This is a genomic window from Pseudomonas sp. PDM02, assembly GCF_014852285.1.
GTDB lineage: Bacteria > Pseudomonadota > Gammaproteobacteria > Pseudomonadales > Pseudomonadaceae > Aquipseudomonas > Aquipseudomonas migulae.
In genome coordinates, this window is the sequence record NZ_JACVBL010000002.1 from 160,443 (window position 1) to 174,866 (window position 14,424).

General features: G+C 61.3%; 14 protein-coding genes. 3 read left to right on the forward strand and 11 right to left on the reverse strand.

Annotated features, from left to right (window positions below):
• Nucleotides 1–165 precede the first annotated feature (165 nt).
• From IB245_RS04265 to IB245_RS04275, 3 genes are all read right to left on the reverse strand, one after another.
• Complete coding sequence (locus IB245_RS04265; protein WP_008025041.1) at nucleotides 166–2,514, reverse strand: FdhF/YdeP family oxidoreductase; 2,349 nt, start codon at nucleotides 2,512–2,514, stop codon at nucleotides 166–168.
• Nucleotides 2,511–3,350: a formate dehydrogenase accessory sulfurtransferase FdhD gene (gene fdhD, locus IB245_RS04270; RefSeq protein WP_192226757.1), complete on the reverse strand. Its 840-nt coding sequence runs from the start codon at nucleotides 3,348–3,350 to the stop codon at nucleotides 2,511–2,513. Before fdhD ends, IB245_RS04265 begins: the two co-directional genes overlap by 4 nt.
• Before the next feature lie 95 nt (nucleotides 3,351–3,445).
• Entirely contained in the window at nucleotides 3,446–4,333 is an 888-nt protein-coding gene (locus tag IB245_RS04275) for a LysR family transcriptional regulator (RefSeq protein WP_008025038.1), read from the reverse strand.
• Between the two features lie 135 nt (nucleotides 4,334–4,468).
• Here IB245_RS04275 and lysM point away from each other — a divergent pair, with 135 nt between their 5' ends.
• On the forward strand, nucleotides 4,469–4,909 hold the full coding sequence (lysM, locus tag IB245_RS04280; protein ID WP_192226759.1) for a peptidoglycan-binding protein LysM: 441 nt from the start codon (nucleotides 4,469–4,471) through the stop codon (nucleotides 4,907–4,909).
• 149 nt (nucleotides 4,910–5,058) lie between these two features.
• Here the strand turns inward: lysM and yrfG are convergent, their stop codons facing one another.
• Nucleotides 5,059–5,721: a GMP/IMP nucleotidase gene (gene yrfG / locus IB245_RS04285; protein WP_008040118.1), complete on the reverse strand. Its 663-nt coding sequence runs from the start codon at nucleotides 5,719–5,721 to the stop codon at nucleotides 5,059–5,061.
• Between the two features lie 90 nt (nucleotides 5,722–5,811).
• Here yrfG and nudE point away from each other — a divergent pair, with 90 nt between their 5' ends.
• Together nudE and cysQ are read left to right on the forward strand one after the other, a co-directional pair.
• Nucleotides 5,812–6,378 carry an ADP compounds hydrolase NudE gene (gene nudE / locus IB245_RS04290; RefSeq protein WP_008040117.1) on the forward strand — a complete coding sequence of 189 codons (567 nt, stop codon included), beginning with the start codon at nucleotides 5,812–5,814 and terminating at the stop codon, nucleotides 6,376–6,378.
• Nucleotides 6,375–7,202 carry a 3'(2'),5'-bisphosphate nucleotidase CysQ gene (gene cysQ, locus IB245_RS04295; protein WP_008040116.1) on the forward strand — a complete coding sequence of 276 codons (828 nt, stop codon included), beginning with the start codon at nucleotides 6,375–6,377 and terminating at the stop codon, nucleotides 7,200–7,202. Before nudE ends, cysQ begins: the two co-directional genes overlap by 4 nt.
• Before the next feature lie 119 nt (nucleotides 7,203–7,321).
• Here cysQ and IB245_RS04300 read toward each other — a convergent pair whose 3' ends face one another.
• Genes IB245_RS04300 through rfbB form a run of 7 tightly spaced genes read right to left on the reverse strand, consistent with a single transcriptional unit; the run spans nucleotide 7,322 to nucleotide 14,419 of the window.
• The gene (locus IB245_RS04300) at nucleotides 7,322–7,777 is read right to left on the reverse strand and encodes a thioesterase domain-containing protein (protein ID WP_192226761.1); all 456 of its coding nucleotides are present in this window, start codon (nucleotides 7,775–7,777) and stop codon (nucleotides 7,322–7,324) included.
• Between the two features lie 31 nt (nucleotides 7,778–7,808).
• Nucleotides 7,809–9,203 (reverse strand): sigma-54-dependent transcriptional regulator, encoded by a 1,395-nt coding sequence (locus IB245_RS04305; protein ID WP_192226763.1) that lies wholly within the window; start codon nucleotides 9,201–9,203, stop codon nucleotides 7,809–7,811.
• Nucleotides 9,200–11,008 carry a sensor histidine kinase gene (locus IB245_RS04310; RefSeq protein WP_192226765.1) on the reverse strand — a complete coding sequence of 603 codons (1,809 nt, stop codon included), beginning with the start codon at nucleotides 11,006–11,008 and terminating at the stop codon, nucleotides 9,200–9,202. Before IB245_RS04310 ends, IB245_RS04305 begins: the two co-directional genes overlap by 4 nt.
• 36 nt (nucleotides 11,009–11,044) lie before the next feature.
• Nucleotides 11,045–11,914, reverse strand: a complete 870-nt coding sequence (gene rfbD, locus IB245_RS04315) for a dTDP-4-dehydrorhamnose reductase (protein WP_192227010.1) — start codon at nucleotides 11,912–11,914, stop codon at nucleotides 11,045–11,047.
• 8 nt (nucleotides 11,915–11,922) lie between these two features.
• A complete protein-coding gene (gene rfbC / locus IB245_RS04320) occupies nucleotides 11,923–12,468 on the reverse strand; it encodes a dTDP-4-dehydrorhamnose 3,5-epimerase (protein WP_008040112.1) in 546 nt (181 codons plus the stop codon).
• Entirely contained in the window at nucleotides 12,468–13,340 is an 873-nt protein-coding gene (gene rfbA / locus IB245_RS04325) for a glucose-1-phosphate thymidylyltransferase RfbA (RefSeq protein WP_008040111.1), read from the reverse strand. The genes rfbC and rfbA overlap by 1 nt, the downstream gene beginning before the upstream one ends.
• The gene (gene rfbB, locus IB245_RS04330) at nucleotides 13,337–14,419 is read right to left on the reverse strand and encodes a dTDP-glucose 4,6-dehydratase (RefSeq protein WP_192226767.1); all 1,083 of its coding nucleotides are present in this window, start codon (nucleotides 14,417–14,419) and stop codon (nucleotides 13,337–13,339) included. Before rfbB ends, rfbA begins: the two co-directional genes overlap by 4 nt.
• Between the last annotated feature and the right edge of the window lie 5 nt (nucleotides 14,420–14,424).

Genomic DNA, 14,424 nt, shown 5'->3' on the forward strand with positions numbered 1-14,424 from the left:
TTTGTGGGCGATTGGAAAGTAATCGGGCGGTGCGGATACAGGTGTAGTCGTGTCGGATGCCTTCGCGGGCAAGCCTCGCTCCTACAGGTTTTGCAGTGACCGTGAGATCACTACTGATCTGTAGGAGCGAGGCTTGCCCGCGAAGAGGCCAGACCTGCTGCCGAGTTAAGCAGACTTCGCCAAAATCAACCCGATCTCACTCGCCGCTTCCAACCGGATCGCCACAAACTTCGACGTCGGCGTATGGCTGCCATCCCCAGTGCTCTCCAGCGGCACCAGCGGATTCACTTCCGGATAGTACGCCGCCGCTTGCCCCGCAGGAATATCAAACGCCAGCAGTGTGAAGCCTTTCACCCGACGCTCACGGCCATCGTCCCAGATCGAAACGATGTCAGCCTTCTGCCCCGGTTTGAACCCCAGTCGAATAATATCCGCCTCGTTCACAAACAACACATCGCGCTGACCTTTCACGCCGCGATAACGGTCGTCGAGGCCATAAATGGTGGTGTTGTACTGATCGTGGGAGCGCATCGACTGCATGATCAGGTCCGGCAACACGCCTGTGGAGCGCGTGCGCTCGTGCACCAGATCCTTGGGCAGGACGTTCGCACGGAAATTCGCCCGGCCCGACGCGGTGTTCCAGCGACGGGAACCGGCACTGTTGCCGAGGTAGAAGCCGCCCGGATTCTTGATCTTCTCGTTGAAGTCCTTGAAGCCCGGAATCGTATCGGCAATCAGGTCACGGATGCGCGAGTAATCGGCCACCAGCCAGTTCCAGTCCACCGGTTTGCTGCCCAGGGTCGCAGCGGCGATACCGGCGATGATCGCAGGCTCGGAGCGCATCTGGTTCGACAACGCCTGCAACTGGCCGTTGGAGGCGTGGACCATGCTGAACGAATCTTCCACGGTCACCGCTTGCGGGCCTTCGGTCTGGATATCGATGTCGGTGCGGCCCAGGCACGGCAGGATCAGTGCTTCCTTGCCGTGAGCCAAATGGCTGCGGTTGAGCTTGGTGCTGATCTGTACGGTCAGGTCGCAGTTGCTCAGAGCCTGGAAGGTGCGCGTGCTGTCCGGAGTGGCCTGGGCGAAGTTACCGCCCAGAGCGATGAACACTTTTGCACGACCTTCGGCCATGGCATGAATCGCCTCGACCACGTTATGACCGTTTTCGCGCGGCACCTTGAACTGGAAGCGACGTTCCAGGGAGTCGAGGAACGCCACCGGCGGACGCTCGTTGATGCCCATCGTGCGGTCGCCCTGCACGTTACTGTGGCCACGCACCGGGCACAGGCCGGCACCGGGGCGGCCAATGTTGCCGCGCAGCAGCATCAGGTTGGCGATTTCCTGGATGGTCGCAACCGAATGGCGATGTTGGGTGATACCCATCGCCCAGCACATGATCACGTTCTTGCCTTTGGCATACATGCGCGCTGCTTGCTCGATTTCCACGAGCGTCAGGCCGGACTGCTCGACGATCTGCTCCCACGGCGTATCGTCGACGGTGCCCAGGTACTCCAGCACGTTGACACTGTGTTCATTGAGGAAGTCGTGGTCGAACACGGCAGGCTCACCGGCTTTCTGCGCGTCGCGCTCCCATTGCAGCAGGAATTTCGCCATGCCGCGCAGTACCGCCATGTCGCCGCCCAAGGCCGGACGGAAATAGGCGGTGTTGGTCGGTTTGTCGCCGTTGGTGAGCATTTCGATCGGGTGTTGCGGGTGCTGGAAACGTTCCAGGCCGCGTTCTTTGAGCGGGTTGATGCACACCACCTGCGCGCCGCGCTTCACGGCTTCGCGCAGCGGTTCGAGCATCCGTGGGTGGTTGGTGCCGGGGTTCTGGCCCCAGACGAAAATCGCATCGGCGTGTTCGAAGTCGTCGAAGGTCACGGTGCCTTTACCGACGCCAACGCTCTGCGCCAACGCGACACCGCTGGCCTCGTGGCACATGTTCGAACAGTCGGGGAAATTATTGGTGCCATAGGCGCGCACGAACAATTGATAGAGGAAAGCCGCTTCGTTGCTGGCACGTCCCGAGGTGTAGAACTCGGCTTGGTCCGGGCTCGACAAACCGCGCAGATGTTTGGCGATCAGGGTGAAGGCCTCATCCCAGCTGATCGGTTGGTAGCGATCGGTTTCGGCGTTGTAGCGCATCGGCTCGGTCAGGCGCCCCTGATATTCAAGCCAGTAATCGCTTTGTTCCAGCAGCGAGGTGACGCTGTGTTTGGCGAAGAATGCCGGGTTGACGGCCCGTTTGGTCGCTTCCCAGTTCACCGCTTTGGCGCCGTTCTCGCAGAACATCACCATGCCCTTTTCCGGCGAATCGCCCCAGGCGCAACCCGGGCAGTCGAAGCCGCCGTTCTGGTTGGTCTTGAGCATGATGCGCAGGTTTTTCAGCGCGTTGTCGCTGGTCAACCAGGCCTGGGCGACGCTGATCAGTGCGCCCCAGCCACCGGCTGGGCCCTTGTAGGGCTTATAGCGGGGGACAGGTTTCTGGTCGGCTTGACGGTGTTGACTCACGCTTGATTCTCCAAAGCCGGGCTGTAGACCCGCGGCGCATTCTTCTGTGGCAGATGGATAAGGTTCAGGTTGTGACGACGGGCCCATTGCACGGCAAGGCCCGTGGGCGACGACAGGCTGACCAGGGTCTGGATGCCTGCGCGCAGTACTTTCTGGATCAATTCGAGGCTGCAACGACTGGTGACAATCGCCAGGCCGCCAGTGGTCGGGATCTTTTGCCGGATCAGCCCGCCAATCAGCTTGTCGAGCGCGTTGTGCCGGCCAATGTCCTCGCGGCCCAGCAGCAATTCGCCATGAGCGTTCATGAACACCGCCGCATGCACCGCGCCGCAATGCTGGCCGAGTGGCTGGAACGCGCCGATACGCTGGCGCAAACCGTCGAGCCATTCGGCGGGCGGCAGTGGCGCACCGGGTAACACCTTGAGGTCTGGCAGAGCCTGTTCGACCGCTTCCACGCCGCAGAGGCCGCAACCGCTGGTGCCGGCCAGTTGCCGACGCTGTTGCTTGAGGTTCCAGAAGGCGCGGTTGGCGATGGTCACTTGCGCGTACTGCGCCGACCCCGAACCGCTCAGTTGCAGGTCATAAATGTCGGAGGCGTCTTCGATGATGCCGCTGCCGAGGCTGAAACCGACGATGAAGTCTTCCAGGTCCGTCGGCGTCACCAGCATCACTGCCTGACTGATACCGTTATAGGCAATCGCCAACGCGACTTCCTCGGCGAGCGCGGTGCTGGCCGATTCGGTGTATTGAAAATCGCTGTAACTGTACGTTTGGCTGGCGGCGGGCGCGGGCGCTTCGAGGGCTGGCGCCGCGCAAACAGGACGCTTGGCGTTCATGGGGGCATCACCGACGGTTTAGTCAGCTTTAAGCCTATGCGCGACAAGTTGTCGCGTCTAATCGCTATTACTGATCTGCCGATAGATGGCGTCGATCAAGAGCTTGTCATTGATTGTTGATAGATCGCGAAACAGGCCTCCGCCAACGCCGAGCGCGGTGCGCTGCGCCGCATGATCAGCCCCAGCCGGCCGAGGGTCTGGGCGTTTTCGATCGGTTGCAGGCGCAGATGGTCTGTCAGGTTTTCCAGGCCGCCTTCGAGCGGCATCACGGCGCAACACAATCCACCATGAACAGCTTGTAACAGTTGATGCACGGCATCGGTTTGCAACAACGGCTGCGGAGTAAGGCCGCGGCTGTGGAAATTGTGGTCGATGGACTGGCGGAAATGCATGCCGCTGGTGAGCATGCCCAGCGGCAATTCGATCAGCGACTCCCAGCTCAGCGGCGCCTCGCCGAACGTGAAGAAGCGCTGGTCGTAGAGCAGGCCCATGCGCGTTTCGCTGAACGCCAGGGAATCGAAACGTTCGGCGTCCAGACGCTCCAGGTACGACACGCCAAGATCCAGGCGATTGTTCGCCAGTTGTTCGAGGATCTGTTCGGAGCTCAGCGCCGAGAGTTCGAAGCGCAGGTTCGGGTGTTCGCCGTGCAAGCGTTGCAGCAGCGGCAGCGGGTCGAAACTCGACAACGGCACCACGCCCAGCCGCAGCGTACCGACCAGGTTACCGCGACAGGCGGCGGCTTCGGCCTGCAAGCCGTCGTAGGCCGCGAGCACCGTGCGCGCCCACGCCAGCACCCGTTCGCCCGGCGCGGTGAAGCCTTCGAAGCGCTGGCCACGGTTGACCAACGGTAACTCGAGTTCTTCTTCAAGGCTGCGCAGGCGCATTGACAGGGTCGGCTGAGTGACGTGACAACGTGCAGCGGCCTGGCCGAAATGCCGGGTTTCGTCGAGGGCGATGAGGAATTTCAGCTGCTTGATGTCCATCTTCGCTCCAGGGCGCGGGTAGGCCGGGATTCTAGCGCCTGGGGGCAAGCGGCGTCATTGGTCGGGTAGGAACCGGGTGTTGCAACCTTGGTCTAGGCTTTTGCGTCTGGAACCAAAAACCAAGGAGAGTGCACCATGAGTATTTTTAGCTTTGTGAAGGAAGCAGGCGAAAAGCTTATCGATTTGCTGACGCCGGGTAACGCCAATGCCAGCGAGCAGTTGAAGGAACACATCAGCAAGGTCGGCCTGGGCAATCCGAATGTGCAGGCGACGGTAGAGGGCGACAAAGTCACGGTGACCGGTGAGGTGGCGACCCAGGAAGAGAAAGAAAAAATCCTGCTGGCCGTGGGCAATATCGCCGGGGTTGGTAGCGTGGATGATCAGATTACGGTGACCGGGCCTGTGGTCGTCGCCGCGAAATTTGTCACGGTTGTGAAGGGCGACACCCTCAGCGCGATTTCATTGCGCGTGTATGGCGATGCCAACAAGTATCAAAAAATCTTCGAAGCCAACAAGCCGATGCTCAAGGATGTGAACAAGATTTATCCGGGGCAGTCGTTGCGGATTCCTGAGTAGGGCGCAAGACCGCGTTATGGCCTTCGCGGGCAAGTCGAATCGTCGCACCGCTCGCTCCTACAGGTTAGGTGTCGTTCGTGAACGATGCGATAACCTGTAGGAGCGAGCGGTGCGACGATTCGACTTGCCCGCGAAAGGCGCGACTCGGTCTAAAGCCCCGCTATCAGCTCACGATAATCAACCACCGCCGCAAACTCCGCCGTGTCCTTCGGCCCCTTGCGGCTGTCCGGCTCCTTCACCGCCAACAAATGCGCCACGCCAAAATCCCGCGCACTGCGCAGGATCGACAACGTATCGTCGATAAACAGGCTGCGCGCCGGATCAAAACCGATATCCGCCTGCAATGCCTGCCAGAACTGCGGATTCTCTTTGGGAAAACCGTAATCATGCGAGCTGATCAATCGCTCGAAATACGGCGCCAGTTCAATTCGTTCCAGTTTCAGTGACAGCGAATCCCGGTGTGCATTGGTGATCATCACCACCCGCTTGCCGGCCTGCTTGATCGCCTCCAGAAACGTATCCGCGTCCGGGCGCAACGCGATCAGGTGTGCGGTTTCAAGTTTCAGCTCGCGCACCGGCAGCTTCAGTTCGGCGCTCCAGAAATCCAGGCAATACCACTGCAACTGACCGGCATGGCGTTCAAACAGCGGCTGCAATTCCATCTCGGCCATGGCCCGGCTCACCCCGTGCAATTCGGCGTAACGCTGGGGCAGGTGTTCCAGCCAGAAATGGTTGTCGAAGTGCAGGTCCAGCAGCGTGCCGTCCATATCGAGCAGAACGGTGTCGATGTCTCGCCAGGGCAGCAGGGACATAAAAAACTTCTCCAGCGGTAAAAGAGATATCCGAGGTCAACAATCAGGATAGGCCGGGTATAGTAACGCGTTCACGCCAAGGAGCTTTTCATGCGCCAGAAACCCACCATCCTCGCCCGCGAGATCGTCGCCACCAGCCGCTTGTTCTGCGTCGAAGAGCTGAAATTGCGCTTTTCCAATGGCGTGGAGCGCACCTATGAGCGGCTGGTCGGCAAAGGCGCCGGGTATGGCGCGGTGATGATTGTGGCGATGCTCGACGCAGATCACGCGGTGCTGGTCGAGGAATATTGCGGCGGCACCGATGAATACGAGATGTCGCTGCCCAAAGGCTTGATCGAGCCGGGTGAAGACGTGCTGGCGGCGGCCGAGCGTGAGCTCAAGGAAGAAGCCGGGTATGGCGCGCGACAACTGGAACACCTCACCGAGCTGTCCTTGTCGCCGGGTTACATGAGCCAGAAAATTCAGGTGGTGCTGGCCACCGATCTGTACGAAGAGCGGCTTGAAGGCGACGAGCCTGAACCGATGCGCGTGGACAAGATCAACCTGCGAGAGTTGTCGGCCCTGGCCCAGAACCCGAAATTCACCGAGGGCCGTGCCTTGGCGGCGCTGTACCTGACCCGAGATTTGCTGACCCAGCGCGGAGTGTTCCTGCCATGATTTTCCCTCATCCATTGATGGCGCCGGTGATTGAACTGGCATTGAAGGCTGGCGACGCGATCCTGCCGTTCTGGCGCACCGGCACGACCGTGACCGCCAAGGCCGACGATTCACCGGTCACCGCTGCCGACCTGGCCGCTCATCATCTGATTCTGGCCGGGCTGACCGCGCTGGACCCGAGCATCCCGGTGTTGTCTGAAGAAGACGCCAATATCCCGCAGAGCGTGCGTGCCGGCTGGCAGCGCTGGTGGTTGGTCGATCCGCTGGACGGCACCAAGGAATTCATCTCCGGCAGCGAAGAATTCACCGTCAACATTGCGTTGATCGAGCAGGGGCGAGTGGTGTTTGGCGTGGTGTCGATGCCGACCAATGGACGCTTCTACGTCGGTGGTGCCGGTCTGGGCGCTTGGCGTGGTGATAAGGACGCCGAGCCGCTGCCGATTCAGGTTCGCACCGTGCCCGCACCGGGCGAGGCCTTCACGGTCGTCGCCAGCCGTCGGCATTCGAGCCCTGAGCAAGAGCGCTTGCTCGCCGGATTGAGCGACAGCCTGGGTGAGCTGCAACTGGCCAACATCGGCAGTTCGCTGAAGTTTTGTTTGTTGGCGGAAGGGGCGGCGGATTGTTACCCGCGTCTGGCGCCGACTTCGCAGTGGGATACGGCGGCGGCCCAGGGTGTGCTGGAAGGGGCGGGCGGTGAAGTGCTGGAGTTGAGCGGCGTGCCGTTCAGCTATCCGGCGCGGGAGTCTTTGCGGAACGCGTTTTTCCTGGCGCTGCCTGCAAAGGCTGCCTGGCGTGAAAAGTTGCTGGAACTGGCACGCGGCTAAGACCTTTCTTTGTGGGAGCGAGCCTGCTCGCGATGGCGGCGGGTCAGGCAACTACGATGTTGGCTGGACGGCCGCCATCGCGAGCAGGCTCGCTCCCACAGGTTTTGTGGCGTTCCGATTTACCGGTGCAGGACGTACTGCCCGGCAAACCTCACGGCGTCATCATCGCTATCGGCATTCACAATCCGCGAATGCAGCGTCAACCGCGCTCTTCCATAGCGCTGATACATCGCCAAAAACTTCTTCCATACCGCCGCACTCGGCGCCTGGCAAATCGCGGTCGCGTCCATGGTCACCGGCAGTGGATAGCTGATTTGCCCTTCGTGAATCACGATGTGCCCGTCTTCAATGCCTTCTTCGCGCAAACGCAAATGCAGCCAGCCCCAACCCGCCAGTACCGCACCGCAGTACAGACTGCCGCCGAACATGGTGCTCTTGTGATTGACGTTGGCCTCCAGCGGCAAGTGCAGGCGCAGTTGCTGGTCGTGCCAGTCGAGCACTTTGATGCCCATGGCTTGCGTCAGGGGAATGTCGTGGTGGAGGACTGATTCCAGGTGACGACTGTCGCGGCTCATGCAGGGCCCCTTGTTTGAAGTGATGACGGATTCAATCGAGTTCGTCGGTGTGGCTACTGGCGCCGCTGTCGGCGAAGTTGAGGCCGTGCTTGCGCAGTTTGTCATGCAAGGTTTTGCGCGGAATGCCGAGGGCTTCGGCGAGACTGCGCACCGAGCTGTGAGAGCGCGCCAGTTCGGCGGCAATCAGCGTTTTCTCGAAGTTTTCCACCTGCTCGCTCAAGCCACCGCTGACCGCTTCAACCGTTGGGCCCGCCGTGCCATCCGGCGCGTTGTTGTCCAGCGCCAGTTCAAGGCCCAGGGCAAAACGCTCGGCGGCGTTTTGCAACTCCCGCACGTTGCCCGGCCAGGTGTGACGAAGCAGCAGCGCCCGTTGCCCCGGTTGCAGTTCGTGGGGCGGCAAGCCATGGCGAGCACTGGCTTCATCGGCAAAGTGCTGGAACAGCATCAGCGCATCTTCACCGCGTTCGCGCAGCGGCGGAATGCGCAGCGGGGCGACGTTCAGGCGGTAATACAAGTCGGCGCGGAAGCGGCCCTGATCGGCAGCCTGGCGCAGGTCTTCCTTGGTCGCGGCGATGATTCGGATGTCCAGCGGGATCAACTGATTGCCGCCCAGACGCTCGACTACACGTTCTTGCAGCAAGCGCAGCAATTTCACCTGCACGTCCAGGCTCATGCTTTCGATTTCATCGAGGAAAACCGTGCCGCCGCTGGCGAATTCGAACTTGCCGATACGGCGCTTCTGCGCACCGGTAAACGCGCCCGGCTCGTGACCGAACAACTCGCTTTCCACCACGGATTCGGCCAGGGCCCCGGCGTTGATCGCCACGAACGGGCCGTTACGCCGGTTCGACAAATCGTGCAGCGCCCGCGCCACGACTTCTTTGCCGGCGCCGGTTTCGCCGAGGATCAGCACATCGGCCTTGGTCGCCGCCAGTGCGCCGATCTGCTCGCGCAGACGCAGCATTGGTGCCGATTGCCCGACCAGTCTTGTGCTCAGTTCATTGCGGTCGCTGAGGGCCAGACGCAAGCTGCGGTTGTCCAGCACCAGTCGGCGCAGGGCCAGCGCGCGGCGCACGCTGTCGAGCAAGGCGTCGCTGGCGAAGGGTTTTTCCAGAAAGTCATAAGCCCCGGCACGCATGGCTTGCACCGCCAGCGGCACGTCGCCGTGACCGGTGATCAGCAGCACCGGCAGTTCCGGGTCCTGGGCGTGCAGTTCAGTCAGCAGTTCGAGACCGTCCATGCCGGGCATGCGGATATCGCTGACCACCACGCCCGGCCAGTCGCGCTCCAGTTGCCCGGCCAGGCCCTTGGCTTCGGCGAGCGGCAGGATTTTCAGGCCGGCCAGATCCAGCGTCTGGCTCAGGGCCTGGCGCAGATGGGGATCATCGTCGATCAGCACGACCTGGATGCGGTTGTCGATGGTCATGCACTTCGGTCCTCGGACGGTTGCAGGCTCACGCCCGGTGCGCCTGCGCGCAGTTTCAGGGTAATCAGGGCGCCGCCTTCCTTGTGGTTGGCGAACGACAGTTCACCGCCGAAGGCGCGCATCAGGGTTTCGCAAATCGCCAGCCCCAGACCGAGCCCCTGGGTGCGGGTCTTGGTGGTGTAGAAGGGCTCGCTGGCGCGGCCAAGGGCTTCCATGCAAAAGCCGGGGCCGTTGTCGCGAATGTACAGATTGACGCCGTCGGCGGTGGATTGGGCACTCAACCAGAGTTTACGCGGCGGGCCTTTTTCCGTCAGCGCGTCCAGTGCGTTGGCCAGCAGGTTGCCGAGCACCTGGCGCAGACGGGTTTCCCCGGCCTCGACCCACAGCGTGGCGGCGGGCAAATCGCGGATCAGCTCGACTTCCATGCTCCGCCGACGCTTGGCCAACAGCGCCAGCGCGTCGTCGAGTGCCGGTTGTAGCGCGACGCTTTCCGGCGCGTGGCGATCACGCCGGGCAAAGGCACGCAGGTGCGCGATGATCGAAGCCATGCGGCCGGTCAGTTCGCTGATCAGTTTGAGGTTGCCGCGCGCATCGTCGGTGCGCTGATGATCGAGCAGCACTTCGGCGTTTTCCGCGTAGCTGCGGATGGCGGCCAGCGGTTGATTCAGTTCATGGCTGATGCTTGCCGACATGGTCCCGAGCGCCGACAGCTTGCCGGCCTGCACCAGGTCATCCTGGGCGCGTACCAGTTCCTGCTGGGCGTGTTCGCGCTCCAGCACTTCCTGTTTCAGTCGGCGGTTCAGGCCTTCAAGGTCGCTGGTTCGTTCAGCGACCCGGCCTTCCAGTTCGCGCCGGGCCTTGGCTTCGAAGGCGATCCGTTCAAGGTAGTGACGGCGCCGTTGCATCATCAGGCCGAGCAGCAGCATCAACACCAGCAGCGTCGCGCCGCCGATGGCGACCACCGTGCGCACCGGGCGATCAATCAAGGTGCGCGGTGCAAGAATGCTGACGCTCCAGCCGGTTTCGTCGATCTGCCGGGTTTGGGTCAGCCAGGCGTCGGGATTGAGATTCAACGGCTTCGGGTCGCGGGTTGGATAGGGTTGAATCGCGGTGATTGCCTCGCGCTCGCCCTCGCCCAGTGGCCGGGTCGCGCGGAATCGCCATTCTGCCCGCGAGGTGAGGATGACTACGCCGTTGTGGTCGGTGACCAGCAGTTGTTCCGGGGTTTTACCCCAAAGGCTTTCGGTGTGGTCCAGGTCGACCTTGACCACCAGCACGCCGAGGATTTTTTCACCGTCGCGCACGGCCGCCGCAAAGAAGTAACCGCGTTTGGCCGAGGTGGTGCCCAGCCCGAAAAACCGCCCGAGACGCCCGGCCATGGCTTCGCTGAAGTACGGGCGAAACGAAAAATTCCGGCCGACGAAGCTGTCGTGTTTGTCCCAGTTGGACGCCGCGAGGGTCTTGCCGGTGGTGTCCATCAGGTACATGACTTCGGCACCGGTCTGCGCGCTGATGTTCTTCAGCAGGCGGTTGGCATTGCCTTGGGTCACACCGTCGTCGGGGGCCCCGAGCGTGGCGCGCAGGGCCGGCAGGTCGCCGAGGATCTGCGGCAGCACTTCGTAACGGTGCAGGGTGCCCAGCAGGTTGGCGACGTACAGGTCGAGGGTCTGCCGGTTCTGCCCGGCCAGTTCGCTGCGGTAGTAACGCTCGGCCAGATGCTCCAGCGGCCACAGCAACGGCGCCAGGCACAGCGCCAGCAGGGCGAGGCTACGCCAACGGGGTCTGCGGGGGAGGGTCGGAGTCATGAGCATCAGGCGCCTGAGGGTACAGGCGCATTATGCCTAGGCTTGCCCGGCAAGACACTCGCGCAGCGCGGTTTGCCAGTCTGGCTGACTGACGCCCCATTCGCGGAGCAGCCGACTGCAATCGAGGCGCGAGTTCAACGGTCGGGCGGCAGGCGTCGGGTATTCGCTGGAAGGGATGGGCAACAGGTGTGCGCAAGGCTTGCCCTGTTTGCGCAGCGCTTCTCCGATGGCCTGGGCGAAACCGAACCATGAGGTTTCACCTTGAGCGGTCAGGTGATAAGTGCCCCAGGCGCCCCGCTCACCGGCCTGCCAGCGCTCGATCAGCGCGAGGGTGCTGTTGGCGATCGTGCCGGCCCAGGTGGGCGCGCCGATCTGATCGGCAACGATGCGCAACTCGGGTTTTTCTTGCAGCAGACGCTGCATCGTCAGCAGGAAATTGCTGCCACTGGCCGAGTAGACCCAACTGGTCCGCAGAATCAGATGCATGCCCCCCACCGCCGTGATGGCTTGTTCGCCAGCCAGTTTGCTCTGGCCGTAGACCCCCAGCGGCTTGGGCGCGTCGGCTTCGTTGTAAGGCTCGCCCTTGCTGCCGTCGAACACATAATCGGTGGAGTAGTGAATCAGCGGGATGCCCAGCGCCAGTGCTTCTTCGGCCAGAATTCCCGGGCCCGTCGCGTTGATGGCGAACGCCAGCTCAGGTTCGCTTTCTGCCCGATCGACCGCCGTGTGAGCGGCGGCGTTGATGATCAGGTCGGGACGAACGCGCCGGACCTGCTGACGAATCTGCTCCGGTTGAGCCAGATCGAGTTGATCGCGCCCCAGCACCATGAGTTCATCAGCCGCGCTCAAGCGACGCTGCAGTTCGCGTGCGACCTGGCCGTGCTGGCCAATGATGAGAATTCGCAAAGGGATTTTCATGGAAGCAGTTCAGATTCCTGCCAGCTTTTACCGTGTTGGTCCTTTTCTGACAGTTGAGGCGCTTCTTCCAGTTCCCAGTCGATGGCCAGTGTCGGATCGTCCCAGCGAATGCAGCGATCTGACGCCGGGTCGTAATAGTCGGTGGTTTTGTAGAGAAACTCGGCGTACTCGCTGAGTACCAGGAAGCCATGGGCGAAGCCTTCCGGTATCCACAACTGACGATTGTTCTGTGCGGACAAACGCACACTGGCCCAGCGTCCGAAGTTTGGCGAACTGCGGCGGACATCAAGGGCCACATCGAGTACTTCCCCCGCAGTCACCCGAACCAGCTTGCCCTGGGTGTGTTGCACCTGATAGTGCATGCCACGCAGCACGCCTTTTCGCGAACGCGAGTGGTTGTCTTGAACGAACGCTTTCTTGAGGCCGGTGGCGTTTTCAAACTCACGGACATTGAAGCTTTCATAGAAAAACCCACGTTCGTCACCAAAGACCTTCGGCTCGATAATCAGCACACCTGGTAACTGGGTGGGGGTGACTTTCATTACGCTTCTCCGGCAATCGTATAGAGATACTGGCCATAACCGGTCTTGCCGAAATACTTCGCTCGCTCAAGCAAGTGCTCGCGATCGATCCAGCCATTCATGTAGGCAATTTCTTCGAGACAGGCCACTTTCAGTCCCTGGCGGTGCTCGATGGTTTGCACGTATTGCGACGCTTCAAGCAGGCTGTCGTGAGTGCCGGTGTCGAGCCAGGCGAAACCGCGGGTAAAGCGCTCGACCTGAAGTTTGCCGCGTTGCAGATAGGCGTTGTTCACATCGGTGATTTCCAGCTCGCCGCGCGGTGACGGTTTGACGGCCTTGGCAATGCGGATAACGTCGTTATCGTAGAAATACAGCCCGGTGACCGCATAGCTGGACTTTGGCTTGAGCGGTTTTTCTTCGATCGAGATGGCGCGGCCTTCTGCGTCGAAGTCGATCACGCCAAAGCGCTCCGGGTCCTTGACCCAATAGCCGAATACCGTCGCGCCGCTGGTTTGCTGCGCCGCTCTTTGCAACTGGCCACCGAAGTGCTGACCGTGGAAGATGTTGTCACCGAGGATCAGGCACACCGGGTCGTCGCCGATGAATTCCTCACCAATCAGAAACGCCTGGGCCAGGCCATCCGGCGTAGGCTGTTCGGCGTAGCTGAAATGGACGCCGAACTGACTGCCGTCACCCAGCAGGTTGCGGTACTGCGGCAGATCCTGCGGGGTGGAAATCACCAGGATTTCCTTGATGCCAGCCAGCATCAACACCGAGATCGGGTAGTAGATCATCGGCTTGTCGTAGATCGGCAACAGCTGTTTGGAAACGCCTAGCGTGATCGGGTGCAGGCGCGTGCCCGACCCTCCAGCCAACACAATTCCTTTCATCATGCGAGTAACTCCTTGATATCGGTGTAGCCTAGTCGTTCACCCTGATAACTGCCATCTTGAACGCGGCGGCACCATTCCAGGTTTTCCAGATACCACTGAACGGTTTTGCGCAGGCCGGTTTCGAAGGTCTCTTCCGGCACCCAACCCAGGTCGCGCTCGATTTTTCCGGCATCGATCGCGTAACGCAGATCGTGCCCGGGGCGGTCCTGGACGAAGGTGATCAAGTCGGCATATCGGGTAACACCGGCTGGTTTGACCGGGGCAAGTTCTTCGAGCAGGGCACAGATGCTGCGCACCACGTCGATGTTCGTTTGTTCGTTGTGTCCGCCAATGTTGTACGTCTCGCCGACGACACCTTCGGTGACTACTTTGAGCAACGCTCGTGCGTGATCCTCGACGAACAGCCAGTCGCGGATCTGCAGGCCGTTTCCGTAGACCGGCAGCGGTTTGCCGGCCAGCGCGTTGAGAATCACCAGCGGAATCAATTTTTCGGGGAAGTGGAACGGGCCATAGTTGTTCGAGCAGTTGGTCAGCAATACCGGCAGCCCGTAGGTGCGCTGCCATGCGCGGACGAGGTGGTCCGAGGCCGCTTTGCTGGCGGAGTACGGCGAGCTTGGCGCGTACGAAGTCGTTTCGGTGAACAGATCATCGACACCGTGCAGGTCGCCGTAGACTTCGTCGGTGGAGATATGGTGGAAGCGGAAGGCGCTTTTTTCCGGCTCGGCCAGCGTGTGCCAGTAGGCGCGAGTGGCTTCCAGCAGGCTGTAGGTGCCGACGATATTGGTTTGAATGAAGTCCGAAGGCCCATCGATGGAGCGGTCGACATGGGACTCAGCCGCCAGGTGCATGATGGCGTGTGGCTGGAAACGTGTCAGTACGGCGCTCACGGTGGCTTGGTCGACAATATCGGCCTGCACGAACTCGTAGCGAGTGTCGGTGGCAATGCTGGTCAGCGATTCGAGATTGCCCGCATAGGTCAGTTTGTCCAGGTTGAGCACTTCATGCTCGGTGTGCCGAATCAGCTGGCGAACCAGGGCAGAGCCGATGAAACCGGCGCCGCCGGTGATAAGAATACGCATGTGGG

Excerpts from the sequence above, each read along its gene's own strand:
- fdhD (WP_192226757.1), bottom strand. The coding sequence starts at position 3,350 with ATGAACGCCAAGCGTCCTGTTTGCGCGGCGCCAGCCCTCGAAGCGCCC.
- IB245_RS04275 (WP_008025038.1), bottom strand. The coding sequence starts at position 4,333 with ATGGACATCAAGCAGCTGAAATTCCTCATCGCCCTCGACGAAACCCGG.
- lysM (WP_192226759.1), top strand. The coding sequence starts at position 4,469 with ATGAGTATTTTTAGCTTTGTGAAGGAAGCAGGCGAAAAGCTTATCGAT.
- yrfG (WP_008040118.1), bottom strand. The coding sequence starts at position 5,721 with ATGTCCCTGCTGCCCTGGCGAGACATCGACACCGTTCTGCTCGATATG.
- nudE (WP_008040117.1), top strand. The coding sequence starts at position 5,812 with ATGCGCCAGAAACCCACCATCCTCGCCCGCGAGATCGTCGCCACCAGC.
- cysQ (WP_008040116.1), top strand. The coding sequence starts at position 6,375 with ATGATTTTCCCTCATCCATTGATGGCGCCGGTGATTGAACTGGCATTG.
- IB245_RS04300 (WP_192226761.1), bottom strand. The coding sequence starts at position 7,777 with ATGAGCCGCGACAGTCGTCACCTGGAATCAGTCCTCCACCACGACATT.
- IB245_RS04305 (WP_192226763.1), bottom strand. The coding sequence starts at position 9,203 with ATGACCATCGACAACCGCATCCAGGTCGTGCTGATCGACGATGATCCC.
- IB245_RS04310 (WP_192226765.1), bottom strand. The coding sequence starts at position 11,008 with ATGACTCCGACCCTCCCCCGCAGACCCCGTTGGCGTAGCCTCGCCCTG.
- rfbC (WP_008040112.1), bottom strand. The coding sequence starts at position 12,468 with ATGAAAGTCACCCCCACCCAGTTACCAGGTGTGCTGATTATCGAGCCG.
- rfbA (WP_008040111.1), bottom strand. The coding sequence starts at position 13,340 with ATGATGAAAGGAATTGTGTTGGCTGGAGGGTCGGGCACGCGCCTGCAC.
- rfbB (WP_192226767.1), bottom strand. The coding sequence starts at position 14,419 with ATGCGTATTCTTATCACCGGCGGCGCCGGTTTCATCGGCTCTGCCCTG.